At 32.4% G+C, this 25,870-nt stretch carries 23 protein-coding genes, 20 tRNA genes and 3 pseudogenes; 11 read left to right on the top strand and 35 right to left on the bottom strand.

All coding sequences use genetic code 11. From position 1 onward, the window contains the following. Positions 1-2 precede the first annotated feature (2 nt). From WPG_RS07335 to WPG_RS18055, 33 genes and pseudogenes are all read right to left on the bottom strand, one after another. A complete protein-coding gene (locus WPG_RS07335) occupies positions 3-1,397 on the bottom strand; it encodes an RtcB family protein (RefSeq protein WP_045470900.1) in 1,395 nt (464 codons plus the stop codon). 116 nt (positions 1,398-1,513) lie between these two features. After that, a complete protein-coding gene (locus WPG_RS07330) occupies positions 1,514-2,614 on the bottom strand; it encodes a slipin family protein (RefSeq protein ID WP_045470898.1) in 1,101 nt (366 codons plus the stop codon). 2,000 nt (positions 2,615-4,614) lie between these two features. Beyond that, positions 4,615-5,127 (bottom strand): alpha-ketoglutarate-dependent dioxygenase AlkB, encoded by a 513-nt coding sequence (locus WPG_RS07325; RefSeq protein ID WP_045470896.1) that lies wholly within the window; start codon positions 5,125-5,127, stop codon positions 4,615-4,617. A gap of 110 nt (positions 5,128-5,237) precedes the next feature. Further along, positions 5,238-5,723 carry a ribonuclease H-like YkuK family protein gene (locus WPG_RS07320; protein ID WP_045470894.1) on the bottom strand — a complete coding sequence of 162 codons (486 nt, stop codon included), beginning with the start codon at positions 5,721-5,723 and terminating at the stop codon, positions 5,238-5,240. Positions 5,724-5,847: 124 nt separating this feature from the next. Continuing rightward, positions 5,848-5,920: transfer RNA gene (locus tag WPG_RS07315), tRNA-Phe, on the bottom strand. A 6-nt stretch (positions 5,921-5,926) separates the two neighbouring features. Beyond that, positions 5,927-5,999, bottom strand: a tRNA-His gene (locus WPG_RS07310). A gap of 6 nt (positions 6,000-6,005) precedes the next feature. Then, a tRNA-Ile gene (locus WPG_RS07305) sits at positions 6,006-6,078 on the bottom strand. Positions 6,079-6,084: 6 nt separating this feature from the next. Then, positions 6,085-6,155, bottom strand: a tRNA-Gln gene (locus WPG_RS07300). Between the two features lie 5 nt (positions 6,156-6,160). Then, a tRNA-Arg gene (locus WPG_RS07295) sits at positions 6,161-6,233 on the bottom strand. A 5-nt stretch (positions 6,234-6,238) separates the two neighbouring features. Then, positions 6,239-6,312, bottom strand: a tRNA-Leu gene (locus tag WPG_RS07290). Positions 6,313-6,316: 4 nt separating this feature from the next. Then, positions 6,317-6,390 (bottom strand) — tRNA-Leu (locus tag WPG_RS07285). A 5-nt stretch (positions 6,391-6,395) separates the two neighbouring features. Then, positions 6,396-6,468, bottom strand: a tRNA-Met gene (locus tag WPG_RS07280). 5 nt (positions 6,469-6,473) lie between these two features. Next, positions 6,474-6,545 (bottom strand) — tRNA-Val (locus WPG_RS07275). 136 nt (positions 6,546-6,681) lie between these two features. Further along, a tRNA-Asp gene (locus WPG_RS18125) sits at positions 6,682-6,753 on the bottom strand. An 86-nt stretch (positions 6,754-6,839) separates the two neighbouring features. Next, positions 6,840-6,911 (bottom strand) — tRNA-Trp (locus WPG_RS07270). 11 nt (positions 6,912-6,922) lie between these two features. Further along, positions 6,923-6,994, bottom strand: a tRNA-Gly gene (locus tag WPG_RS07265). 6 nt (positions 6,995-7,000) lie between these two features. Continuing rightward, positions 7,001-7,083: transfer RNA gene (locus WPG_RS07260), tRNA-Tyr, on the bottom strand. An 8-nt stretch (positions 7,084-7,091) separates the two neighbouring features. After that, a tRNA-Cys gene (locus WPG_RS07255) sits at positions 7,092-7,165 on the bottom strand. Positions 7,166-7,169: 4 nt separating this feature from the next. After that, a tRNA-Asn gene (locus tag WPG_RS07250) sits at positions 7,170-7,241 on the bottom strand. A gap of 5 nt (positions 7,242-7,246) precedes the next feature. After that, positions 7,247-7,319 (bottom strand) — tRNA-Ala (locus WPG_RS18120). 9 nt (positions 7,320-7,328) lie between these two features. Then, positions 7,329-7,414: transfer RNA gene (locus tag WPG_RS18115), tRNA-Ser, on the bottom strand. A 13-nt stretch (positions 7,415-7,427) separates the two neighbouring features. Next, a tRNA-Pro gene (locus WPG_RS18110) sits at positions 7,428-7,499 on the bottom strand. 5 nt (positions 7,500-7,504) lie between these two features. Beyond that, a tRNA-Ser gene (locus WPG_RS18105) sits at positions 7,505-7,592 on the bottom strand. Positions 7,593-7,598: 6 nt separating this feature from the next. Beyond that, positions 7,599-7,672 (bottom strand) — tRNA-Lys (locus WPG_RS07245). A gap of 707 nt (positions 7,673-8,379) precedes the next feature. After that, the gene (locus tag WPG_RS07240; protein WP_045470892.1) at positions 8,380-9,327 is read right to left on the bottom strand and encodes a C45 family autoproteolytic acyltransferase/hydolase; all 948 of its coding nucleotides are present in this window, start codon (positions 9,325-9,327) and stop codon (positions 8,380-8,382) included. A gap of 51 nt (positions 9,328-9,378) precedes the next feature. Beyond that, positions 9,379-9,939, bottom strand: coding sequence for a tetratricopeptide repeat protein (locus tag WPG_RS17365; RefSeq protein WP_052471187.1), 561 nt, complete (start codon positions 9,937-9,939; stop codon positions 9,379-9,381). Positions 9,940-9,943: 4 nt separating this feature from the next. Continuing rightward, complete coding sequence (gene prfH, locus WPG_RS07230; RefSeq protein ID WP_045470890.1) at positions 9,944-10,639, bottom strand: peptide chain release factor H; 696 nt, start codon at positions 10,637-10,639, stop codon at positions 9,944-9,946. A gap of 4 nt (positions 10,640-10,643) precedes the next feature. After that, the gene (locus tag WPG_RS07225) at positions 10,644-11,198 is read right to left on the bottom strand and encodes a hypothetical protein (protein ID WP_045475310.1); all 555 of its coding nucleotides are present in this window, start codon (positions 11,196-11,198) and stop codon (positions 10,644-10,646) included. A gap of 24 nt (positions 11,199-11,222) precedes the next feature. Further along, positions 11,223-12,614, bottom strand: coding sequence for an RtcB family protein (locus WPG_RS07220; RefSeq protein ID WP_045470888.1), 1,392 nt, complete (start codon positions 12,612-12,614; stop codon positions 11,223-11,225). After that, the gene (locus WPG_RS07215; RefSeq protein WP_045470886.1) at positions 12,599-13,288 is read right to left on the bottom strand and encodes a hypothetical protein; all 690 of its coding nucleotides are present in this window, start codon (positions 13,286-13,288) and stop codon (positions 12,599-12,601) included. Before WPG_RS07215 ends, WPG_RS07220 begins: the two co-directional genes overlap by 16 nt. A 718-nt stretch (positions 13,289-14,006) precedes the next feature. Continuing rightward, positions 14,007-14,537: a hypothetical protein gene (locus WPG_RS18880; RefSeq protein ID WP_316929995.1), complete on the bottom strand. Its 531-nt coding sequence runs from the start codon at positions 14,535-14,537 to the stop codon at positions 14,007-14,009. A 177-nt stretch (positions 14,538-14,714) separates the two neighbouring features. Further along, positions 14,715-15,077, bottom strand: a pseudogene (locus tag WPG_RS18875) (DNA polymerase beta superfamily protein); the annotation flags it as partial. Then, a pseudogene (locus tag WPG_RS18055) lies at positions 15,074-15,823 on the bottom strand (DNA polymerase beta superfamily protein). The pseudogenes WPG_RS18055 and WPG_RS18875, both read right to left, overlap by 4 nt. Positions 15,824-15,915: 92 nt before the next feature. On the opposite strand from WPG_RS18055, the gene WPG_RS07200 reads away from it, so the two are divergent. The 7 genes and pseudogenes from WPG_RS07200 (at position 15,916) to WPG_RS07175 (ending at position 21,740) form a co-directional block, all read left to right on the top strand. Then, complete coding sequence (locus tag WPG_RS07200) at positions 15,916-16,926, top strand: helix-turn-helix transcriptional regulator (RefSeq protein WP_045470884.1); 1,011 nt, start codon at positions 15,916-15,918, stop codon at positions 16,924-16,926. 96 nt (positions 16,927-17,022) lie between these two features. After that, positions 17,023-17,547, top strand: a complete 525-nt coding sequence (locus WPG_RS07195; protein WP_045470882.1) for a ferritin — start codon at positions 17,023-17,025, stop codon at positions 17,545-17,547. A gap of 300 nt (positions 17,548-17,847) precedes the next feature. Next, positions 17,848-18,057, top strand: coding sequence for a hypothetical protein (locus tag WPG_RS18590; protein ID WP_231850268.1), 210 nt, complete (start codon positions 17,848-17,850; stop codon positions 18,055-18,057). Between the two features lie 93 nt (positions 18,058-18,150). Further along, positions 18,151-18,690: a helix-turn-helix domain-containing protein gene (locus WPG_RS18585; protein ID WP_231850267.1), complete on the top strand. Its 540-nt coding sequence runs from the start codon at positions 18,151-18,153 to the stop codon at positions 18,688-18,690. A gap of 384 nt (positions 18,691-19,074) precedes the next feature. Then, a pseudogene (locus tag WPG_RS07185) lies at positions 19,075-19,622 on the top strand (carboxymuconolactone decarboxylase family protein). A gap of 165 nt (positions 19,623-19,787) precedes the next feature. Next, positions 19,788-20,051: a hypothetical protein gene (locus WPG_RS07180; RefSeq protein WP_316929984.1), complete on the top strand. Its 264-nt coding sequence runs from the start codon at positions 19,788-19,790 to the stop codon at positions 20,049-20,051. A 402-nt stretch (positions 20,052-20,453) separates the two neighbouring features. Further along, a complete protein-coding gene (locus WPG_RS07175; RefSeq protein ID WP_171817165.1) occupies positions 20,454-21,740 on the top strand; it encodes a T9SS type A sorting domain-containing protein in 1,287 nt (428 codons plus the stop codon). A gap of 77 nt (positions 21,741-21,817) precedes the next feature. On the opposite strand, the gene WPG_RS07170 is transcribed toward WPG_RS07175, so the two are convergent. After that, positions 21,818-22,150, bottom strand: a complete 333-nt coding sequence (locus tag WPG_RS07170; RefSeq protein ID WP_045470880.1) for a single-stranded DNA-binding protein — start codon at positions 22,148-22,150, stop codon at positions 21,818-21,820. Positions 22,151-22,574: 424 nt separating this feature from the next. Here WPG_RS07170 and WPG_RS07165 point away from each other — a divergent pair, with 424 nt between their 5' ends. Both WPG_RS07165 and WPG_RS07160 read left to right on the top strand, forming a co-directional pair. Continuing rightward, a complete protein-coding gene (locus tag WPG_RS07165) occupies positions 22,575-22,925 on the top strand; it encodes a hypothetical protein (protein WP_045470878.1) in 351 nt (116 codons plus the stop codon). A gap of 84 nt (positions 22,926-23,009) precedes the next feature. After that, positions 23,010-23,504 carry a hypothetical protein gene (locus tag WPG_RS07160; RefSeq protein ID WP_144374437.1) on the top strand — a complete coding sequence of 165 codons (495 nt, stop codon included), beginning with the start codon at positions 23,010-23,012 and terminating at the stop codon, positions 23,502-23,504. A 122-nt stretch (positions 23,505-23,626) separates the two neighbouring features. Here the strand turns inward: WPG_RS07160 and WPG_RS07155 are convergent, their stop codons facing one another. After that, positions 23,627-24,106 (bottom strand): CBS domain-containing protein, encoded by a 480-nt coding sequence (locus tag WPG_RS07155; RefSeq protein ID WP_045470876.1) that lies wholly within the window; start codon positions 24,104-24,106, stop codon positions 23,627-23,629. A 114-nt stretch (positions 24,107-24,220) separates the two neighbouring features. On the opposite strand from WPG_RS07155, the gene WPG_RS07150 reads away from it, so the two are divergent. Continuing rightward, positions 24,221-25,030: an NAD(P)H-binding protein gene (locus WPG_RS07150; protein ID WP_045470875.1), complete on the top strand. Its 810-nt coding sequence runs from the start codon at positions 24,221-24,223 to the stop codon at positions 25,028-25,030. 68 nt (positions 25,031-25,098) lie between these two features. After that, on the top strand, positions 25,099-25,806 hold the full coding sequence (locus WPG_RS07145) for a hypothetical protein (RefSeq protein WP_045470874.1): 708 nt from the start codon (positions 25,099-25,101) through the stop codon (positions 25,804-25,806). The last annotated feature ends 64 nt before the right edge of the window (positions 25,807-25,870 follow it).

The following is a 25,870-nucleotide window of genomic DNA, read 5'->3' as shown; positions in this document are numbered from 1 at the left end:
AATTAACGTCTAGTTTTATTACGTTTCTCACGTCTCAATTTCCAGGGTGCATTCTTCTGAAAATCTCCAGCCATAATACAACCATAAGGCATCACTTCGTCAATGACTTTTCCTAAACCAAATTCATCCATTTGTGCTCTAACGGCTTTTGCGTTTTTATAAGCAGAAGGTAATTCAGTAATATCAATTTCTTTAGAAAAGAATCTCACATCTAATCCACGTGTTTCTTCTTTAAAGATTTGCATCGTAGAACCAGTTTTACTTTTTCTATGTTGTGTTCTACTTACATTTCTACCAGCACCATGTGGTGCAAAACCTAAGTTTGAATCTGTGGTAGTGCCTTCAACAATTAAAACAGGTTCGCTCATATTTAAAGGAATCAATCGTGGTCCAGTAATATCTGGCATAAACTTAGGGTCTAATGGTGTTGCACCTTTTGCGTGGTAAAACAAATCACCATCTTTAAAGACGAAGTTATGCTCGTTCCAGTATCTATTTTCAATGTTAACCTCTAAAGTTTCAGCTACCGAATTATGCAATACTTCATGATTCCTTTTTGTCCATTGTCTTATCACTTGCAAAGCATCCCAATAGTTTTTTCCTTCTTCAGTATCAAAAGGAATCCAAGCATTTTGCTTCTTAGTATCTGGTGACAACTCTTTTCTAAAACGTTCAGCAATTTTCATACTCTTTGAATATAACCTCGCACCTGGACCTCTAGAACCATGATGTGTAACCATCATCGTGTTTCCTGTTTTTTTAGACGTGCCGACAAATAAGAAATGGTTGCCATCTCCTTGAGTTCCCAAGTGTGCTCTAGCCATTTTAATCATGTCTTTATCACCCAAGAAATAGTTGGCTTCAAAAGCTTCTAATAATTCCGCTGGAAATCTAAACTGAGAATCTCTATCGCGTCCGCCTGGACCAAAATGCGTATTAGCATGTGCTGCATCTAAAATGTCTTTTGGATCTGCTTTACCAAAATCGGTTAACATGACAGAACAACAAATATCTGCACTATGCATTCCTGGATGAATAGCATTTTTAGCCACCGCAACACCACCAACTGGGATGGTTCCATCTGGACCTGCAGGACAAGCATCTGGCATAATCGCTCCACCCACTAATGTTGGTGTTTTCATTAAGGTTTGCATAGAGTTAATCACCTTATCTACATTATCTTTTTCCTCGTCATTTTCTGCTTTAATGTTTATAGAAAACGTCAATGGCTTTTTATGTAATGCAATAGGATCTGGTGATTTAAATTGCTCTAAATAGGTTTTCATAGCCTCTCCTTCTAAGGCATTCTCATTAATATGAGTAATGGCATCTTTCATCCATTTCCCTTGTCTATAACCTAAAGCGATTAAATCGTGTCCTGTGATTTTTGTTTTCATGTTTTCTAATGTCTTAATTACACTACAAATATTATAGCGTCTTGCGCATTCTTTTTGCGTAGTAAAATAATTAATAAAAAAACCTGTAAGAATTTAATAAAACTTACAGGTTATTACTATTTATTCACAGAAAAAATATCCTTTAATTGTTCAATAACGTTACCGTTTCCAGCAACTGTAATCTCACCAATTTTATCAGCAATTTTCTCCACGTATTCCATCTCTTTTAATTTAAACAACATAGTGTTGTCCTCCATTAATTTTGCGGTATTTAACAAGCTTCTTGTAGATGCTGTTTCTTCACGTCTTGTCACCACATTAGCTTGTGCTTTTTTGTGAGCAATCAATACTTGGTTCATGATATCTTTCATATCTCCTGGTAAGATCACATCTCTAATACCTGTATGTAATACGTTTACACCCAATTTGCTAGCTTGTGTTTTTACATCAGTTAAAACGGCTTTAGCAATAGTTTCCTTTTGCTCTAACAATTCATCTAATGTATAAGCGCCAACAAATGCTCTCAATGCCAACTGCAAGATAATATACAATTGCTTTTCGTAATCTTTATTATGCATTAATGCAGTCTCAATGTTTGCGACTTTAAATTGTGCATAAAAGTTAATACGAACGGTTGCTTTATCTTTGGTTAACAATTCTTGACCAGCAATTTCTAATTGCAACTGACGTAAATCGGCTTTTGCGATTTTAATAGTTTGGTCATTTCTCCAGAAATGGTAAGTACCATGTTCTAAAGTTTTTTCAAACTTATCGTTTACAATCATAATCGCTTTTTCGTAAGCAGCTACTTCAAATACTCTAATGAATCTGCTCAATTCTGGCTTGTTGTAAATTGCTTTTTCAATGTTCTCTGTAATTTCGATTTTGCTTAAATCTGCCGTTACAAATTTATAATCGATCAAGCTATTCCAATACGTGTAACGACCAGCGATTAATACTTGCTTAAAGTTGCCGTTTTCGTATACCAAAACAATCTCATTATCCTTAACTTCAATTACGGTTAATAGTTCTGCCAAAGCCTGATCTTTAAGTAAGATCTCTAAGGCTCTTGGCGCGTTAAATGGTTGAGATAAGCTGTATTTTACAACTTGCTCTCTAAAGTTTATCCAATGCTTACCTGCGGTAATTACACGAGTATAATTACCATTTTTAAACACTAAACCTACCATACCTGCATGAATTCTTACTCTGTTCATGATTTCTAATTTTTTGTTCTGTTGTTTTTACTTCAGAACGGTTAAACATTTATAATAGAACTCTCCATTTTGAGAGTGACTATTCTTTAGTAAAACAAAGCGAAAGAAAACCATCTTTCTAACTACGGAAATACAACCGATTTAAAGCGTTTTTAAGCATTGTTTTTTTAGATGATTAATCAATTTTGAAATGACAAATTATCAGATCTGTAATTGAAAAATGAATCCTCAAAAGAAAACGTAAAGCAACTTTTAATACATGTGTATGTCAAGGTGTTTTCTAGACTGCGTAAGCAACTTATTGCTTTTGCCAGTTTTAGTTCACTTTGTTTTTTGTCGTTTTAAGTGAGACACACTTGGTGGTCTATTTTTAAAAGTGACCTTCTTTGAGAATATGGATTTCAAGTCCATTTCAACCTACGTTAAAAGCGTAGAGCTCTACCGTTGAGCTACAAACCCTGTTTGGTGGATTTGATCGGATTCGAACCGATACTTGTCTATTGTTCTAACCTACTGAACTACCTCAAACAAGTTGAGAGTGGGAATCGAACCCACGACCTATAGAGTCGAGACTATTTATTTGGTCAAATAATCAAAAACCTTCAAGTCAAGTTGAACATAAAAACCTCATACTAAACAGTAAGGATTTATACAATAGTGCTATACCGAAACACTTAACAAGACTTACTTGATATTTTCTCTGCAAAAGCAGATATTTTGTACCTCTTACCAGATTCGAACTGGTACTTTCGCTAAGCGAACAGATTGGCTCTAAATGCGCTTCCCTACTTTACATCTTGTGTATTTCGGTGCTTCTGCAAAATCTATTCACTAACAAGTTTGCTGCTAATGACATCATCCAATCACTCCATGGTTACGAATTGCAGCCACATCATCTGGCACATCACTAAAATTGTCTACAAGACAATTTCTTTACGTAATGTCCTTCCACAGCTCTTCCCTTTAAGCTAAAGAGGTTTATAATATTTTAAAAAAGCGTTCTGAGAATACCTTCGCTTTTGGATAAACTTTCTTAGGATTATAGCTGTAGCCTTTCACTAATTTTCCACGTGCTTCTCATTGCATAGAGAATTGCGTATTTATCCGATGCCTAATTACATTACAGCTGTTCAGCGACTTAGACTTAGCCTGCATAGTGGTTTTATACCACGCTTTGCAGTTACAAGGGTTGGCTCCCTCACCATTAGTAGGCGCCCTCTCTCTGAGGCGGCCTATTAGAATGTTCACTACACAGTAAAGGTTTGCGGCCTCTACTGTCCCATATATTGCAATGGGTTTAGGCAACTACTAGCTGCTGTAATGTCCGAAGTCTTGTGCTTTTGCTCACCGACTGAGCATCCTCAATTCTGGTATTAGGATGGGAATTGAACCCATTGGTTTGTTGACCTAGGAAAAGGGCTTCGAAAATAGCTTCGTAGATTTTTGCCTACAAAATACCAACCTTTTCCTTGTGTGTCTCCCAACACACGATATGTTAAGCTACCGAACAATTTCTCATCGGGTAACTCTAATATTGCAATACGCTCCGTTAAGTTGGATAACCTATACGTAACCTATTACTACAACTTTTCCTATTGATGTCTCCATCGCAAGCCTAATTATTGTCGGCTATAAGTTCTTATTTACGTCAGCGGTTGCCCCTTATAAATAATAACTTATGTGAGTTGCTTGCTTACCTGTACTGCTCTCGCAAGAAAACAGTCTCCATTTGCAGTGTCTGCAAACAGATTTATCCTTGTTACCAAGTTTATCTAAGGACGATAAGCCGCCCCATCATTCAATAATCGAGATTAAAGACTGATGATTTTTATACTATTGAAACTAATGTTTAGCTTCAATTTATGTCAATGAACATTTTATTAAGCTCAGCCAGCTTCACTGTCTGGCTGAGCGCTATATTAAAGTCTGATTCCAAAGACTTTTCTTAATTACTCTGCAAATATTTTATACTATTGCGCAATGTTTTTGCGTAATTAAAATTATTTTAATTTTCTAAATGTTAAGCTCATTCTTCCGTTTTCTGTATCTGATTTTATGATAGCATGTTGCCATAAATTTTGCACTTCATTATTCATATAAATCAAAGAGCCAGATACCAGATTAAAGCCAACAGTATTTTCTCTATCTTCTATATTTCTGAATTGAAGTGTCCTCGTCTCGCCTAAAGAAATAATAATGACTCCTGTATTTTCTTCAAGTATGTCTATTTGATCAGAATGATATCCCATTCTTGAATTTCCATTTTCATAATAATTGATCAAGCAATTGTTAGGTCTAATTTCTAGAAATTCTTCAATAGAATTTATAATTTCTTTCATTTCTGATGTGAACTCCTGAAAAGGATATTCCATTTGAGAGTAATTATAAGGTCTTCCAAAACTTGCTGTTTTTCTATTTATCATACTCTCATCCCAAATTATATTGTTCAATAAAGTTTCAAATAACCACCTATGATTACTTAAAAAGTTTTCTATATAAATTATTCCTTCCATGATTTCATTAAATTAATTTACTTCAATTTAAATTTCGCCAGGTTTTAGACTAATTAAAACCCAGCAGAATCCCTTAAAAAGAATAGGAGCCTACTCTCAAGTGAAGTATCTTAAACCACCTTATCTGCACAAGACGAGCTTGCGAAAGCATATGGCTTCGCTTTAAAGACAAACCCCATTCCTAGGATATAACCCATTGCATCTTTAAGCGCTGCATTAGATTGAAACTTTGGATCCGTATTGATATCTGCATGTACTTCTAAATCTACATTGTAGGTATCTAATAAATCACAAATGCTATAAGCAACCTCAACAGACATACTTACTTCTTTTAACATTCGTTCTTTAATACCAATACGTTTTGTGCCTTTATAATTGGTCATAAACATAAAACCTCCTTTTCCTTCTCGTAGTACTACTATAACTGTGGCATACTCGACGTGAGATTTATAGGCTTGAGAATCCGAACCTACACAAATCTTAAGACGATATCCTGCTTTTTGCTCTCTTATAATGGCATTTTCAACAATATCAGTAATTGGTTGATCAAATACTTTACCACTAAAATTTCTCCATTGTTGTTGTGCAATTTTCATGTGTTCTTATTTATTATTTATAACTGTCACATGGAACATCTAAATCATCACATCGTTTATAAAAGGATGATTTAAACACGGATGTTTCATGATTACTCATTTTTTTAGTTAAACTTTTATTCTGCGGAACAAACTGGACTCGAACCAGTATCTTCTGGGCTTCAACCAGACGCATAGACCTGCTTTGCTATTGCTCCTTTTTGGGGTGATTCCGAGATTCGAACTCTGTTCTCCTCATTCACAGTTAGGTGCTTTACCAAATAAGCTAAAACCACCATTTTGTTGTGATAGAAAGAGTTGAACTTTCATCTACTCACGTATCAGGCGAGCGCTTTACCAGTTAAGCTATATCACAATGTTGTTAACCTGATAAGATTCGAACTTATACCTCAAGAGTCAAAGTCTTGAATGCTACCTTTACACTACAGGTTAATTTGTAAGCCTAATAGGATTCGAACCCATATTCCTAGAGTCGTATTCTAGAGTGTTATCCAATTACACCATAAGCTTATTTGTACTTCGCCTTGGATTCGAACCAAGAAATCACAGCGCTTAAAGCTGATGCCTTTTCCAGTTTGGCCAGCGAAGCATAGTACAGGAAGAGAGACTCGAACTCTCAAAACCTTGTTTCTAAGACAAGAGCGTATACCAATTCCGCCATTCCTGCGTTAGTTGAGATATTAGGGCTCGAACCTAAACAATCCGCCTTATGAGAGCGGTGCTCTACCTGTTAAGCTATATCTCAAATTGTTGAGGCAATAGGATTCGAACCTATGACCGTCACGATGTAAGCGTGATGCTCTTCCTCTGAGCTATACCTCAATTTGTACTCTATAAGGGATTAGCTCACAGAGTTATTATTTCATTTGTTTGAGTTCGTGAATACTTCGTATTTCGAACCCTTGCCTTCCGATAGAAAGTCGGATGCACTAAACCACTATGCTAATAGAGCCTTTTGCGGTTCATACGAGAATCGAACTCGTATCTCCCGAGAGACAATCGGGAAGGATAGCCATTACCCCAATGAACCATATTTTGTATATCTACCAAGAGTCGAACTTGGACTTAAAGGGTAGAAACCTTTTGTGCTTTCCGTTACACCATAGATATATTCTGCACGCTTATAAGGACTCGAACCTTAACCTTAAGTTTTGGAGACTTAAGTGCTACCAATTACACTATAAGCGTATTCTATTATGAGCATTTATCGAGATTTGAACTCGAAACTGTAGATTGGAAATCTACTATGTTGCCAATTACACCATAAATGCTTTTTGTGGAAGTAGTAGGACTCGAACCTACACGCTCCGAAGAGACCAGATTTACAGTCTGGTGGGCCAACCAATTGCTCAATACTTCCAAATTTTGAGACAAGGACAGGATTTGAACCTGCAAAGAACAGGTTTGCAATCTGTCGCCTTTAACCATTCAGCCACCTTGTCTTTGCGATAGCGATAGGATTCGAACCTATAACCTGATGGTTAACAACCAACTGCTCTACCATTGAGCTACGGTATCGTTTGTGGAGCTACGGAGACTTGCACTCCATTCTGTGGATTGCAAATCCACTGTTTTGGCTTGTTAAACTATAACCCCATTTTTTTGCGGAGAGCAAAGGAATTGAACCTTCACCGCTATTAGCGGACTTGTTTAGCAGACAAGCGCAACAAACCAATATTTGCCTACTCTCCATTTATTATTTAGTCTGAGAGGCAGTACTCGAACCTACAACCTCTCGCTTCCAAAGCGAGTAAACAACCATAGTTATTCTCCCAGTTTTGCGGAAGGAGTGGGAGTCGAACCCACACAAGTCATTAACTCCGAGCACTTTTCAAGAGTATGGCCACCGCCAAATTGGCTTGCCCTTCCCTTGTGTTGACGTAGTGAGAGTCGAACTCACATAACCTCGATTAAAAGTCGAGTGCTTTAGCCAGTTAAGCTACACGTCAATTTGTTATTTCAATGAACACCATAAAAAAAGCGCCTCGTTTTACGGAAGGCGCTTTCTTTATATTTATGAATACGTTAATCTATGTATCCATAACCTTCCTAGTATATATTGTAAATCTTTCATCATTCCCTATCGCGACCATTTGTTTCGGAGATCGTAAAAAGAGACTTATTAAAATTGTATGTTGTAAATAGTTTGTCATTTGTTTTTTAAATTATTCGACGGTGCAAATATGAAATACTTTTTTTAATTATACAAGAAAAATTAAATTTAATTTATTGATTATCAAATAGTTATGTTGATTTTAGATAATAGAATTCCTGTCCACATTTTGCAGATAGTCTACATGTTATACAATAGTCTGTCTCCCAATTGTTTTCCTGTATCAAGTTTCTATTTTACGATTTTTAGTTTTTCATTATTTATTTAAAAAATTATAATAAAAAAGCGTCCAACTTTTAGATTGGACGCTTTAAATTTTAATATGAGTATGTTTAAATCACAATTTACTCTTTAAAAATAGATACAAAACGTCCTTGAAAGTTATTCAGTAAAATGACTGCCCATCTATAATCGCATTCACTAAAGCGCGACATCGGTTGTTTATGTATCTGTTTTGTTTCCATTTTGCATTGTAAATATATGTTTTTTATTTATGTAGCAAATATAAATACGTTAAAACGCATTCTTTTTGCGTAGTTGAAACTATTTTTTTGTTTTTAAATAAATTTCTCCATTAATAGGATTGAAAATCATTTGTTGAACAGTAATAATCATCTTCACATTTTCATCTGAAAGAATATCAAAATAATCTTCAATTGATTTAGGTGTTTTAAGTCTAATCATTTCTTTCACTCTTTTATGCCTGCCTGAAGCTGTAATTTGTAAAGTATCGTTTGTTTGCTTGTTTTCTGTAAGCGACAAATATTCATTCGTTACAATTAAACTATCATTATCAGCTTTTCTAATAGAAAACGCTGTTGGTGTACGTTCTATAACTACATTTTCATCTTTATTTACGCCAACAACCATTAATAAACAATCTGAAGCAATTGTAGTTTCAGAAAGTGTTTTAACTGCTTCGTTAAATGTTTTAGCTTTTTCTAAAACATCTCTAATTAGAAATGTAATAGGAATAGCAAACTGAGGTGATTCATTACTTAATACAGCATTCAGTGTTATTGAAAATAGTCCTGGTTTTACACCTGATAGTCCTCCTATAAAACCTGGCCAACTCACCAAAGAATATTCAATTTCATCTTTCTTTTTAAAGTCGAATATTTTAGTAAACTTCCCTAAAATATTATTCTCTGACCACCAATCTAGATTTCTAGCATGAAGTTTCTCATCTTCATTTGTAACACTGAAAGAAGTACAACCAAATACAAACTTTAAAGCATCATAATAAAGATTTGTAATTAGTACTTGGTTTTCTGAAAAGTCACAGTGTTTTGCCACACATTCAATTTCTTGTTGATAGTGTTTGCTTATAAACAACATTTTATAGGTGTCTATATAAGTTTCGAAAATACCAGCACTACTTAGATCTTCTAGATAATATTTTAAAAGACTATTTGTTTCTTCTTTGTAATCTTTAAGCCAATTCCATCTTTCTGACGGACTTGTATCTAAATTTATAATTATCCGTTCCATTATAAATACAATTTTAATCCCACAAGATTTTTGAAACCTCGTAGGATATTATTATTTCTTTTTTTTCTTCTCTTTTTTAGATTTTGTCTTCTTAGAAGTCTTTTTTTTCTTTGGTTTGAGAGTTTCTATTTTCTTTCTAATTCGCTTTTCTTCGCTTTGCATAAAACCATAGTAGTTATCATTGTAACAACTCACCTTAGCTTGTTTTAAATGCTTAAGACTAGCTTTATAATTACCTCTAGTTTCATCGATATATGATAGTAGCCAATGCAAATGAGCTTCATCTATGGCCGAAATATTAAATGCGTGATTGACTAATTTTTCTGCCCTATTAGTTTCATTTATCCAAATTAAATACATTGCATATTTTGGATATACCTCTATATTAGATGGATCTATAGCAATCGCTTTGTCAAAGCATTCAAAAGCTTCTGCATACAATTTTAGATGTTCTGCATAAATTTCTCCCAATAAACACAGAGAAGCTATATGATTTTCGTCATATGACAATGCGTAGTTTAACGATTCACACACTTCGCTCCAATCACTAAAAATTCCACATGCTGCCCCTCTGGCTTTAAGAAAATATGTGTCTGCAATTGTTAATCCCATTGTTTTAGTTTTTTAATTGATTACGCAAATCATTTTTTAATGCGTAACGTTGATTTTTAAATTTCTTTACAACTGTCTTCTTTTTAAAATCCGAACCTTTAAAAATTTGTATAGGATTACCACGTTCTATATTTAAGTGATTTCCCCATTGATTTTTTATGTTCGATTGCAAAGCCTTTAATTGTAATTCTTCTACTTTTTCTTGTAAGCGTATTTTTGCTATTTTTTTATTCTGATGTTGTGAACGACTATCCATAACTAAGACTTGCGTTTTAGTTGGTATGTGAGTTGCTCTAATAGCTGAACTTACTTTGTTTACATGCTGTCCACCAGGACCTGAACTTCGTGTTGCCTGATACGAAATATCTTTTTCATCAATCTTAAATTCTTGATTCTTTTCTATTTCATATAAACCAATAAACCAGTTTTTACGTTTATGATGTGGCCTAAAAGTTGAAACTCCGATCCATTGAATTGTTCCTATCCATTGACTTAAAATTACACCTAGGTTTTTTCCTTTTAATTGAACAGTAACAGACTGTAGTGTTCTATTTTCAATTCCTTTTTCCTTTTGTAATATTTTATAATCAATACCATTGTATTTTACAGCTTCTATGAATCGTTTTAAAACTTGAGATACAACCCAACAACATTCTGCAGGTCCGCGACCAGCCGTTATTTGTATTATTTTAGTTTCCAATGTTCTATACTTTTTCTAAAGGATTTTTAGAAAGTAATACATCACCAGCAGGGTTTTTACCTTTTGCAATCAATATTATAGCTGCTTTTACTGCCCAACACTTATCACTAGAGTGAATGTTAGAATAGTAGCTTAGTAGCGTTTTAGGTTCAACTAATGTCCAACCATTTACGTTTATAACTTCTACTGTTGCAGACTCAAAAAAATCTATAGTAACTCTTACTTGTTTACCAGAGTCTAACCAATCAATTTTTTCGTAGCGTATAAAATTTTCATTGCTCGGCATATGGTCATATCGTGTCCATACTTTTTTAAAGCTTTGTTGTTGTAATATTACCATCACTTTTGCAACATCTTTTGGATGTACAAAAATGTCTATATCCTTATGATCATGAGCGTGTTTGTACTCTATGTGATTTTCGGGTGACATAAAATGCCAAGCCCAACCTCCAGAAATAACAATATGCTCTTTTAATTTATTTAGAATGTCCAAACCTTTTTCTATTCTATAGTTTGGCCATTGCTCTCCGTATCTTTTTATGTTATGATTTGCTCCCATAATTTTCATTTTTTATCAGAAAATCTACTTAGCCATTCTCACAATTTTTGGCGTAAACTTCCCTATAACTTCAACCAATTCTTGTTGGTTTTTCATTACAGTTTCAATGTTTTTGTATGCCATTGGTGCTTCATCAATTCCGCCGCCAATTAAAGAGACATCGTACTTTTGTAATTCTTTTTTTATAGCACTTTTTGTTAATGTCATTTTGCATTGTCGTCTAGACAATAAGCGTCCTGCTCCGTGAGCAGCTGATTGTAAACTTTCTGTACTACCTAATCCTCTAACTATAAATCCTGGTGCTGTCATAGATCCTGGAATAATACCTAACTCACCTTTTTTTGCTGGTGTTGCTCCTTTTCTATGTACAATGCATTCTTGTCCATTTATCTCTTGTTTCCAAGCGAAATTGTGATGATTCTCTATTTTTGCAATAGGTCGTTCTCCTAATAATTTGCCTATGCGCTTATGAATATCATAATGACATGCTTTTGCATAATCACCAGCTAAATTCATAGCCAACCAATATTCTTGCCCATCGTGTGTATTTAAATCTAACCAAGCTAAATTCTGAACATATTTTGGTAAAGGACATTGCTTTGTTGCCAAATATGTATAGTGCTTAGCAATGTTTGCTCCTAGACCACGAGAACCACTATGTGATAAAACACCTACATAAGTTCCTGTTGGTAAATTCCATTCGTTATTGATATCTAAGATGCTCACTTCACCAAATTCCACAAAATGATTTCCTCCGCCAGATGTTCCTAATTGTTTATAGGCTTTATCTTTTAGGCGTTTTACTAACGGAATTGTTTTAAACTCTTCGCGTTCAAACACAGGATCATCGTGTTTTACTTTGTGTGTTTCATACATTCCAAATTTGGTGTGTTCTGACAAAATATTTTCCAATTGATGCTTCTTCCCTTTTAAATAAGATGCTTTTACCGGATAAATAGTTAAACACATTCTGCATCCTATATCAACTCCTACTCCATAAGGAATTACTGCTTCTTTTATTGCTAACACACCACCAATTGGTAGCCCGTAACCTACATGTGCATCTGGCATCAATGCTCCCGCAACAGCAATTGGTAATTTTAAAGCATCATACAATTGGTATTTTGCCTGATCATCAATTTCGTTTTCTCCATAAATTTGAAATGGTGCGCGATGCGTATTTAATTTTTGCTTTGTAACGTTTACTGGGTCTAACAGACTTTCTGCTATTTTACCCCAAACACCATCTCCTTTATAGTTTTCTGGATTTAATAATACTTTTTTTGCGTCTTCTAATATGCGTTCTTTCTTTACACGTTTCTGGTAACGATTAATCTGACCTAAAGTCACGTTAATACTATTGTTCTTTGGAAAACCTAATTTGATTAAGTCTTTTCCGCTTAATTTCTTTCCCATGATATTGTTTCGTTTAAAACATCCTCTAGCATATATTTTTTAAGTGCTTTGAGTTGTTTTTTTGTTCTTAATTTTTCTTGTTTATAATTGGATAAATTCCAATCGTTTTTCCAAGGGTAAAATCCTTCTTTAATATTGTAATACCCTTTTCTTTGTAATAGCGAATCGATATAATCATCTTCACTAATTAGATTTGGATCAATACGCTTTCTATGCGTTATGTAAGCCCTAGAGTATTTAATTCTATAAGATCCTTTTGGAATACGTATATAAAATCTAACTCTTAGTTTTTTGAATCCATCTCTATATAGAAATGGAGTACACAAACGTTGTGCTTTATAACTTAGCTTGTTAAATGTCTTTTTACTTAAAGTTGGAAACTCTTTGTATATGAGGTGTAATGACGTTTGATTTAGCCATTTTTTTTCAGCTTCTTCTTTTGTTCTTCCCCAATAATACCTTTCAATTATATCATATAATTCTAAAATAGCAGCTTTGTTTTTATATCGATCTGTCTTTTCTGTTATTACAATTTCTTTGTACCAACCATGACGTATTGGCTCATTTAATTCTATATAACCTAATGCACGTTGTTGTTGACATATTTCCCATTGCCTATTTATGAGACGACGGACTTCCTTTTGTCTTTGTTCTTTAATATGTTGTGGTTTCACAGCTATTATAATTTGATTAATAATTATTTAGCCGATTTCAATACCCACGTCTTATGTTTACCGAAATCTGTTTTAGAGGTTTCGGAGTTGTTTAGTTCTCATCTTTTAATTTGTTACTGTTTGTTTTCTTCGGAAGTTTTAAGCCTAAATACTTTTTGAAAGAATGGCGCATACAAAAAAGTCCGAAACGTTTGGCTTCGGACTCTTTGTATGATTAAAATAGATTTCTATTTATCTGGAAAGAAGTCACGAAGCGTGTATGCTAAAGAACCTAGTTCTACAATCATACTTTTGTTTGTTTTACCATAAAACATTTTCACTTCGTTTTAATAATTGTTTTGTTGCAATAATGCAATGCAAATATAAAATGTAATAATTGAAAATTCCAAATAAAATTTTAATTTATTTTACTGATAATCAATTAGTTAATCTGATTTTAAGCAATAGAAGTCCTGTCCGAATTACTTCAGATTTATAAGTCCTTGACGGCCTGTTATGTAGTTAATCAATACACATTGTTTAGGCATTGAATTTTTTCATAAAAAAAAGCGTCCAAACTTAATTATTTGGACGCTTTTTTTAAATTTTATACTGTTTACCTACTCTATAAATACCGACTATAGCACAGATTTGCGTCCTTAGTATGTGATGTTAATAGATTCATATAGGTGTTTTTCGTTATTTTTCAAATGTATTTTCTACTGCAAATATGATGCATTTATACTTTAATTTGCAAATTAAGATTATAAAATTTTTCTCTTAATTCTGCTAAAAGAGAATTAACTGACTTTAAATCTGATTTTTCATAAAGGGTTGAATTGTTAAAAATAATTTCTAAATCTTCTCTAAGAATTTCTGCTTTAGAAACTAACTCATTATATTCAAATTCAGCGTTTTTTAGTGCAAGCAAATAGTTCCTATCTGGTCGTTCTACATTTATTTTACCTAATTCTCCTATCTCTTTTGCCATATGTAATAACCTAAATGTATGCATCATGTTTTTAGCATCATAATTCTTATCGTGAGAGGTGTTGTTTTTGTAGCGTTCTTCATTTCGTTTTTCTACCCAAGACCAATATTCCTTATATTTTTTACAATAAGTAGAATAGCCATCCAGATTAAAATACAGCATAGCTAAAGGCTTTTCTTCTTTTGGGATAGAGCTCAGACACACCTCATTTGCATTTGGTCTAGCAATACCCTTATAGTTTAATGACTCGTTATAGAATAGATTATAACAATCTTTCATTTTTGGAACTTTTGCTAATCCAAAATGGTTTCTATTCAGACCCTTTTCATCTGAGAATAGTTTTAAAGAGACTGTTTTTTTACCATCTAATATTACACAAAAGTCTTCGACTAACTTACGCTCTTTTTCAACAGGGTTAACAATCTTTTTGTTTAAACCTCTTGCTTTTTTTATTTGCGTAAACGCGTAATTAGCAAAGGTGGCTTTGCATAGCTTTGATAGAAATAATTCTATTTTAATTTCATCAAATATTGGATGTTTATATCGAATGCATCTTTCAGGAACATTTAACAGTTCTAATATATTTGGGTTATTCTTAGCGCAAAGTTCAATGAATTTCCTAAGCTCGTAATAAACAATATCATTGGTTTCATTATTAACTTAACCCACATAATCTAAGCTATAAAATGTTTCTTTAGCAAGAATGAATACACCTCGTATATCTGTATCAGATGAAGGTGTATCCAATCCGTAAGCACGGCTTCCGCTTATGCATTCGAAAATAATATGTCCTGATGCTTTTAATTCTTGTAGTGTCATTCATTTAATGTTTTTAAAAACAAGTTATTGAAATCACTTGGATTAGGCCTTTTGTTAGCCAAATAATCTTTTATCTTATTATTTTCATTTGCGATGTCTTTCACCAAATGTATTAATTCTGCATCAACAGGATCATTACTTTTTTCGATACGCTTACTTTTTAAAACTATTAATTCATCTAATTTCGGAAGATAGTTTACATCTATTAATGAATATATTTCCCTAAATAATACAGGTGGTATTGTTTCATTTTTATAGATCCAGTATGCACAAAGTGCTGTACGTATAGCATAGAAAAAACTTTTTAAGGTCATTTTTTCAGAACCTAATATTTCTTCAAAGTTTTTATTCATACTATGAAAATGATAAAACCCTGAAACTGGATTAAAGTTGGTGTTAGCCACTTCTTTTATCTAATTAAGAAAATCGTCGTTTGCACGATATACTATTGGCGAAAATAACCAGCCAGTAAATGATGCGTTTGACTTTGCAAGTAAACGTAGCGCCTTACGAATATCCCAACCAGATCCGTCTAGATCATCTTCGGTCATAAATTCTATTGTATCATCCTTTTCCCAGAGATTTAAGTACCAATCTTTTTTATGTTTATACACAAAGCGTATATCGTAATCGGAATCTGGTGAAGCAAAACCCCAAGCTCTACTTCCAGACTCTACAGCAAATAATATGTCTATGTTTTTGTCTCGCTCTATTTCTGAGAGCTTATTTAATATTTTAGTTTTCATAATTTAATTATTTGATACAAATCACTTAACATGTTACGCAATATTTTTGCGTACTAAATATTTTGTTTTAAATTCATATAAAACTTCAAAAAATGCCCATTAATAAAAATGCATTAATCCGATATAAAACAATAGATAAATGTCTTCAGAATCAGTATAGACAATGGACACTCAATGACCTTATTGAAGCCTGTTCTGATGCACTTTATGAATACGAAGGCAAAGATATTGATGTGAGTAAACGTACGGTACAGCTAGACATTCAAATGATGCGGAGTGAAAAGTTGGGCTATAATGCTCCTATTGTTGTGTATGATCGAAAATATTATAAGTATGATGAAGATGACTTCAGTATTGTTAATATTCCTGTTACTGATAAGGATGTAAAAATTATGAATGAGGCCATCCAAGTATTACGTCAGTTTAAAGATTTTTCCTTGTTTAAGGAAATGGATGGTGTATTACAGCGCTTAGAAGATTCGGTTTACTCTTCTCAAAAAGATAAACGCGCCATTATTCATTTAGATAAAAATGAGCAGCTTAAAGGCTTAGAATATATAGATGTTATATATGCAGCTATTCAGAATAAAAAAGTAATAGATGTATTATATCAATCTTTTAGAGCTCGGCAAGCAAGTACAATGACTGTCCATCCACAATTACTAAAAGAATTTAATAATCGTTGGTTTTTATTGGCCTCTCATAAAGGAAAGTATATCACTTTAGCTTTAGACAGAATGTCTAAAATAATAGACTCAGAAGCTATTGATTATGTAGACCATAATATTAATGGAGATGATTATTATAAAGATGTTGTAGGAGTCACTGTGTCTAACTCTAGGCCTCAACGTATAGAATTTTGGATTGACAAGTACAATGCCCCTTATGTGATTACTAAGCCTTTTCATTCATCGCAACGCATTATAAAGCACACCGAAGACGGTATTATATTCAATGTTTTAGTTCAAATTAACTTTGAATTTGAACGCCTTATTTTAGGGTTTGGAGAGAGTATTAAGGTAATTAAACCAATTAAGCTAAGAGAGCGTATGCAGAAGAAATTAAGAGCCGCTATTCTCAATTATGAACCTAGAGAAATGTAAATCAATTTCAAATTAGATTAAATATGAATTAGCTCAACTTTAAACTATTAACCATATATTAAGGTTTAAGTGGTTATTTTTGTAAAAAATAAAATTATGTTATCAAAGACTATTGAATCTGCACTAAATAAACAAATACGAATAGAAGCTGAATCTTCTCAAGTCTATTTAGCTATGGCCGTTTGGGCTGAAGTTAAAGGTTTAGAGGGTATTTCTAACTTTATGTATGATCAGTCTGATGAAGAACGTGAGCATATGTTAAAGCTCGTAAAGTTTGTTAACGAACGTGGTGGACATGCGCACATCTCAGAACTCAACGCTCCTAATGTTGAATTCAATTCATTTAAAAAAATGTTTGAGAAACTCTTAGAGCATGAAATTTTTGTATCTGAAAGTATTAACGAACTGGTTCATACATCACTACAAGAAAAAGATTACGCTACTCATAACTTCTTACAATGGTATGTTGCTGAACAGATTGAAGAAGAAGCTGTGGCTAGAACTATCCTCGACAAGATAAACATGATTGGTGATGATAAAGGAGGCTTATACTTATTTGATAGAGATATACAGCAATTAACGGTAAACTCTGCGGCCCAAGATTTAAATCCAGGAGTTTAAATCTAAATGTTAAATTTTATTTAGAATAAATAAAAATAACTATTTTTGCATCGTTGTATTATGCAGACGCAATGGGCAAAAAAAAGAAAAACAAAAAGTTAAAAAAAGAACGTATTAAAGTTCTTGAAACTTCTGGCTTTGACACTTTAGGAAAAGTAAAGTCTAAATGCTGTAAAAAGTATAAGAAAGCAGAATACAAGCGTTGCAAAAAATGCCCTTGTTTTGACCTTCTTAAAAAAGTTGCCTAGTTACTTTCTATTTTATTTGTAATGTTTAAGATTCTATGTAGACTTAATTTTCATGAATCATACGTTTAAAGAGTTTTCAACGAGTGCCATTTTTAATATTGGTAATGAAACAGATTTAGAATCTTTTAGTAAAGCAAAGCAAGCTGAGTTATGTACTTTTATTTGGGCAAATTCTGAAGCTATAGAAATCATTATAGATAGTATTCCTTTTACCATTGAGTCAAACAGTATATTAGCTCTTACTCCTATTCAATATTTGTAATATATAAGTGGTGGTGATGCTCTAGTATACCAATTTAACCGTGAGTTTTACTGTATTAAAGATCACGATCAAGAAGTAAGTTGTGTTGGTATTTTGTTTTTTGGAAATACTAATATTCCTATTATTCATTTAGATAAAAAAGAACAACAAAAATTTAAAACACTCCATGAAGTTTTTATTGATGAATTAGAAACCGAAGACAACATCCAAGCCGAAATGCTACGAATGTTAATGGCTAGATTTATTATAAAAAGCACAAGATTATTAAAAGCTAAAGAAGGTATTCTTGAAACACCAAAAAGCTCTAAAGTAGATTTACTTCGCGAATTTAATTTTCTTGTAGAACAACATTTTAAAAAAGAGCATAGTGTTTCTTTTTATGCAGATAAGTTATTCCGTTCACCTAAAACTTTATCTAATAACTTTGCTAAACTCAACAGGAGTCCACTTCAAATTATACATGAACGTGTCGTCTTAGAAGCTCAACGTTTATTAACCTATACAGACAAAACTGCAAAGGAAATTGCTTACGAAATCGGTTTTGATGATGCGCCACACTTAAGTCGTTTATTCAAAAAGTATACCTCTCAGTCACCTTCGGATTACAAAAAGGGATTAAAAACGACAGGTTAGGAAAAATTGACAAGCCCTTGGGCAAATTCTTCATTCTTTAACATCTACTTCTACTCCATCTTTGCATTGTAATACTAACACAATAACAAGATGAAAATTAAAAACAAATCCATATTCAATCTTATTGAAATATTCAGAAGAAGTCCAAAACGAATTGTAAATACCATTATTCCAAAAACACATTGTGAGCACTAACACATTCAAGATTATTATTGTGATGCTGAAAAACCTCACATAGGGTAAATCCATAGAAAGGGAAAAAATGACAAGCCTAAAGGAAAAACTGTCATTTTATAAAGATTTAATCGGTCGCAACTTTGTACCAATAAAAAATTCAAAAAATCAATACTAATAAAACACTGAATAAATTTCAGTATAAAAATTATGAGCACATTTAATATCCCAACAAGAGAAGAGGTAAGTGAAAACAATCAAGTTATATTCGATAACCTCAACAAAGGTTTAGGGTTTGTACCAAACTTATACGCAACATACGCACACAGCAATACAGCTTTAGAAAACTATCTGACATTTGCTAATGCTAAAACTTCTTTATCTGCTAAAGAAAAAGAGGCAGTAAACTTAGCTGTAAGTCAAGTAAACGATTGTATTTATTGTTTATCTGCACATACGACAATTGGAAAAATGAACGGTTTTACTGATGAGCAAATCTTAGAATTAAGAGCAGCTTTTTCTTCAGTAAATAACAAACTAGATGCTTTAGCAAAATTAGCCAAAAACATTACTGAGAATAGAGGTAAAACAGATAATATTGTATTAAAAATTTCTTTAATGTTGGTTATACCAAAGGTAATTTAATAGATACTATTTCTTTAGTGGGTGATAAAACAATCTCTAACTATATACATATTAAAACACAAGTTCCTGTTGATTTTCCTGTAGCGGAATCTTTAGAATTTGATACTGTTTAAACTTTGAAATTTTTGGAAAGTACTTAAGAGAATATAAAAAAAGATGCGACCTTAAGGGCGTCGCACCCATCCAACTTTTAGTAAAGAAATTCAATGATAATCCCAAACTAAAATTAAAACAACTTTACAAAACTGGATAACTAAAATAGTAAAAAAACTAAAAACATGAAAAAAAACATATTAATTCTGGTTATTGCTTTAATATTTGGACTAAGTAGTAATGCGCAAAACAAGATAAAAACTGAAACAAAAGTTATTTCACTAGAACAAACCAAAGGTGAATTTACACAGAAAAAATTGACTATAACTTCAGGAGATTATATTTTTGAAATCTCGAACAATAATGTAGGCCATAAGGTAGGCTTTGTGTTAGTTCCAAAGGGTAAGATACGTCTCAACCAGAAAATCATATTTCTACAGCTTATGTAACTAAAGCGTTAGAAAATAATTCTAAGGAATCCTCTAATGTAACGACATTAAATAAAGGTGAGTATGTGTATTTTTGTCCTTTAAATTCAACACCTCTATATACTTTGATTGTAGAGTAACACAAATACATAATTGGTAATAATAGCACAGTTTCTTTCAGAAATTGCGCTATCTTTTTTAATGCCCAAGTAAGTTAATTGTAAAACCACTTAAGCTTTATCATTTCATAAAAATTAATAACTAAGATATAAAAGAGTGAAATTATGAGATAAACAATTAATTGTTTATCTCATTAATTATGGTTTTAACCGATAATTATTTAGATGCAAATACTTTTAATTAAAATTATCTTATTTTTAAACTCAAAAATTATTGTTGTTTATGAATAAAATTACTATAACTATGAAAAATTTAAATAAATCCCTCTTATTGATAGGCCTATTTTGCATGTCTTTTATAGGATATGGACAGGGTGAAACAGAGTTTGTGCCTAGATTATATACACCTGCTACACCAGCGTGCGTTTATCATGAAAACGATTATGAAGGGACAAGCAGAATTTTAAGATCTCAAAATGTTTTGAATAGAAGTGGTGCTCCTTGCTCAACTTTTATAGTGAATTACACTGGTTTTACACCTGAAGCTCAAGCGGCTTTTCAGTTTGCGGTAGATATTTGGGCCATGTCCATAGAATCTAATCAGACAATTAGAATAAATGCTTCTTTCGATGCTTTAGCCCCAGGTGTTTTAGGACAAGCTGGACCAACTGGTTTTTTGACATCAAACCATCCTGATGCTGTGCCCAATGTATTTTATCCTAGAGCACTTTGGGAGAAAATTGAGGATACGGATTCTAGCCCTTTTGGTGGCTCAATAGATATTAGCTCTCAGTTTAGTAGTACATTTAATTTTTATTTTGGAACTGATGCTAATCCACCAGGTGGACAAATTGATTTTGTATCAGTTGTGTTACATGAAATAGGGCATGGTTTAGGTTTTACTGGATTTGCTTTTACAGACGGAACAACAGGACAGGTTAGAGATACTGGAACTATGCTTCCATCGGTTTACGATATAACTATTGAAAATGGTAGTGCCCAATCTCTTTTAGATACGGCAATATTTACAGACCCTTCTACAGCATTACACGCGCAAATAACAGGTGGTGACTTATTTAATAACGGTACTATAACTACAGTACAAAATGGAGGGGTTAAGCCTAAAATATTTGCACCAAACCCTTATCAGGGTGGATCTAGTTATTCTCATTGGGATACTAATACATTTCCAATAAGTAATGTAAATACTCTAATGACACCTTCAATAGGACCTGGTGTTGCTGTTCATGATCCTGGGCCAATTACTTTAGGCATGTTTGAAGACATGGGTTGGTCTATTTGTGGCGGTTCACTACTTAGCACTCAAAATTATAGTTTAGATACTGTAGAAGTTAGCCCTAACCCTTTTACATCTTCATTAACCATTAAACTTCCTATTGCTTCAAACGATAATTACAATCTAAATCTATTTGATATTAATGGACGTATTGTATTATCCGAAAGTAGAGAAGCTACAAATGGTACAATAACTATTTCTAATTTAGATCAATTAGAAGACGCTTTATATTTTGTGAAAATCACAAACGAAAAAAGTGGTGCTAGTTTTACTAAAAAAGTAATTAAAAACTAGTCAACCACCTAGACTTATAATATATAAAAGAGCAGCCTAAATAGGCTGCTCTTATTTTTTTGCTTCAAAATTTTAATCTATTTACCTAACATTAAAAGTTCACTACAAACTACTTCTGTAATATAACGTTTCATACCATCTTTATCTTCCCAAGAACGTGTGGTTAACTTTCCTTCTATAGCGACTTCTTTTCCTTTACCTACATATTTTTCTACAATCTGAGCCGTTTTTCCCCAAGCCACAATGTTGTGCCATTGTGTATCTGTTACTTTTTCACCTTGTACATTCTTATAACTTTCGTTTGTAGCGATTGCAAATTTCGCCAAGGTTTTACCTGATTCTAAGTTGATAATTTCCGGATCGTTCCCTAAGTTACCAATCAACTGTACTTTGTTTCTTAATGTGTTCATGTGTTCTAAATTTTATGTGTTAAACAGTTAATGCTATCGAGTTCTTATGTTTCGACAATGCAAAGATGATGTAGCCTGCAAATTTTATTTGGTAGTTACCTATTTAAATTCGTTTGTAAATATTTGTAGTCGTTTGTAAATGAAAAAAAATTATATATTGCCATCTATATACCACTTTATGAGTTTTTCTTAGTCTCTTTTAAAGTAAACAGGTGTCTTTTTGGAATAAAAAAAGAAAGTACCCATTATGGGTGCTATTAATCTTTATTATTAATAAGGGTGAATAGTCAAACAAAAATCTATGTCAAAAAGTAAATCCCTTTTATACTTTTTAACGCTTAAATGTAAGAAAAATACCCGACTTAATCCTATATTGTGATAAGTTGTATATAGATACCTATATTTACCCTAAAGACAATTAAGTATGCAAAAGCAATGTCCAGAATGCAGCGACAAAATTGTGGGCAGAATTGATAAAAAATTCTGTAGTGATGGCTGTAGAAATGCATTTAACAATCGCATAAATAAGGATTCTAAAAATCTTATTAGGAATACTAATAACCGATTAAGGAAAAACTATCGAATATTAGAAGCACTTAATCCTAATAAAAAAACTAAATGTTCTAGAGCAAAGCTTATTGAAAAAGGATTCGACTTTAATTACTTTACTAGCTTATATACTACAAAAGCAGGTACTATATATTATTTTGTTTATGATCAAGGTTATTTACCCCTAGAAGGAGAATATTATGCTTTAGTAAAACGAGATGATTAAATGGCTCGCTTGATTCCACTGAATATAAATACAAACATTATTTTTCCCGCTCTAATAATTATTGGATTTATTACTATCATCCTCGTGAAGTATTTTTTTAGTGTAGACAAAATAATTTTAAGAAAACTTAAGAAGACTCCTTATAAACCAATTAATAGGATAAAGGAAAACGAATATGCAAAAATAATTGGTAAGGCTAAATATGTACATAAACCATTAACTGCTCCATTAAGTGGGAGACCATGTGTTTATTATCATGTAATCATTGAGAAAACAATAAAAAATGGTTGGACAACTTATGCTGAGGACAAAAACATTCAAGACTTCTTTATTGAGTCTAGTAATGAATTAGCTTTTATTAATGTTAATCAAGCTAATAAGTTTACCAAATTATTTTTAGTAAAAGATCATAATAAACGCAGTGGTTTTTTAAATGATGCGTCAGCAAGATTAGAAGACTATTTAGAATCTTTAGGGAAAAGTAGTACAAGCTTTCTTGGCTTCAATAAATCTTTAAGATATAGAGAAGGTATCATAGAATTAGATGAAAAGATTGCTGTAAAAGGTATAGGTAAATGAAAAAGTCTTAGTGAACCTGTAGAAGGATACTCTTATTCCAAAATATTACATATTTATGGTAGTGAGGAACAAAATCTATTACTTACAGATACACCTAAAGCAACTGTAAAAGAAAGATATCTCTAACCTTTTGTTGTACTATTCCAGTTTTCGCCTTTAAGTTGCAGTGCCGCTTTTAAAATATCTTTCTGACTAATTTGTCCAATAAGTTTACCATTTTCTACAATGGGAAAACGACGTCTTTTTGATTGTAAAAACTTATTTGCAGCATCAAATACATCCATATTACCATCAATAGTCTCTACATTAACAGCCATTCTCTTTTCTACATTATCGTGCTCTAAGGGCATATTGTAGTAGCGACTTTCGCTCAATTGCTTTAAACAATCTCCTTCAGAAATAATACCTACCAACTCTTGTCTGTCATTCACTACTGGACCACCAGATATTTTATACTTAATTAGGGACTCAACAACTTCTTGTACAGATTGATTTGGCTTAAAAGTAATGAGGTTAGTAGTCATATAATCTCTTACTTTAAGTGCAACAAGTTCTGATGAGTTTTGTTGCTTACGCGCACCTTGAAAACTTTTTATTCCCATAACATTTAATTTTAGAGTTAATTCTAAAGTTACTTAAAATTAATTATTTAGCAAAATTGAAATTCTTAAGCCCTTATTATTCTTACTTTTACCTCAAAATACGATACTTTAAAATTGAAAAATAAAATCAGTGTTATTGGTTGCGGTTGGCTTGGTTTTCCTTTGGCAAAAAATTTAGTTAGCAAAGGCTATGATGTAAAAGGTTCTACTACATCTAATGATAAACTAGACCTTCTAAAAAATCATAAAATTCAAGGCTTTTTAGTATCACTCGATGAAACTCAAATTTCTGGAGGTTACTCAAAATTTTTAACGGAAAGTGAGATCGTTATTATTAATATTCCACCTGGATTAAGACGAAATCCTCATAAAAATCATGTTACGGAAATAAGTCATTTAATTAACGTCATTGAAAAGCATAATGTAAAATTTGTACTTTATGTAAGTTCAACTTCCGTTTTTAAAGACAGTCCTGATTTTCCTGAGATTACTTGCGATGCCCAACCAAATGCTTCTTCTAATAATGGGCAACAGCTTATTAAAATAGAGCAAATACTTCGAAAAAATATCAATTTTAAAACCACAATTCTACGTTTTGGCGGTTTGTATGATAATCAAAAACATCCAGCAAAATTCCTGTCTGGTAGAACTCACATTAAAAATCCAAATGCTCCTATCAATCTTATACATAAAGAAGACTGTATTCAAATCATTACAGCTATTCTAAAAAATAAACTTTGGGGTGAAACTTTTAATGCTGTATACCCTTATCATCCAGATAAAAAAACATACTATTCTAACTATTGTGAGCAGCTAAATATTCCACTTCCTAGTTACAATATGTCTGAAAAAAGTGAGGGTAAAATAATAAACAGCTCTAAATTGGTACAGCTTTTGAACTACACTTTTAAACAAACACCATAGAAATTAATAGTTTTTTAAGACCTATTGTTATTAATTTTTATAGATTTGGCGCATTAAATTAAGATAAAATGAAACAGATTACGATTGCAATTGTTATGTTATTCTCAGTGAGTCTTTTTGCTCAGAGCGATGTAGACATGAAAAAGCACTATGAAGCCTACTATAAACAAATGAAAAAGCAAGGTGATGTCCAGGGTATTATTAATGCCATGACACACCTAAATATTTTAGAGCCTTCGGTAGCAAGACAAGATACTTTAGCATATTTATACCTTTCTGAAGGAAAATATTTGCAAGCTCTAAATACTATTGGAGTTGAAAAAAATGATTCAGATTCTGATATGAATGTTGAAGTTAAGGCTTTAGCATTGAAAAATCTTAATCAGCCAAAAATGGCTTTGGAACATTATGAGATTCTTTATTCTCGTAAACCTAATGTGTATTTAGCTTACGAAATGGCAGATATGAAAATTCAGACTAATGATTTACCCGGAGCGAAAGTAAACATTGTTTATGCCTTAGCTAATGTTAAAGACGATATGAAGCGTGCATTTTATGAAACACAACAACCTTACGAAACTTCTATGAAGGCAGCTCTATTATGCTTAAAAGGTTTATTGACGTTTACTGAAAATAAAACATCTAATATCGATGCGGCAATAAAATTGATGAATGATGCACTTGCTATCGATCCTAATTTTAATTTAGCAAAGGTTAGCAGACAAGCTTTAGAATCTCAAAAAGCGCAGCTAGCTACAGGAACTAAAAAGAACTAGTATAAAAATACTATCAATAAAAAATGCAGCTTAATAAGCTGCATTTTTTATTATATACATTCTA

The organism is Winogradskyella sp. PG-2 (assembly GCF_000828715.1).
GTDB lineage: Bacteria > Bacteroidota > Bacteroidia > Flavobacteriales > Flavobacteriaceae > Winogradskyella.
This window is presented reverse-complemented; position numbering and strand designations above follow the sequence as displayed.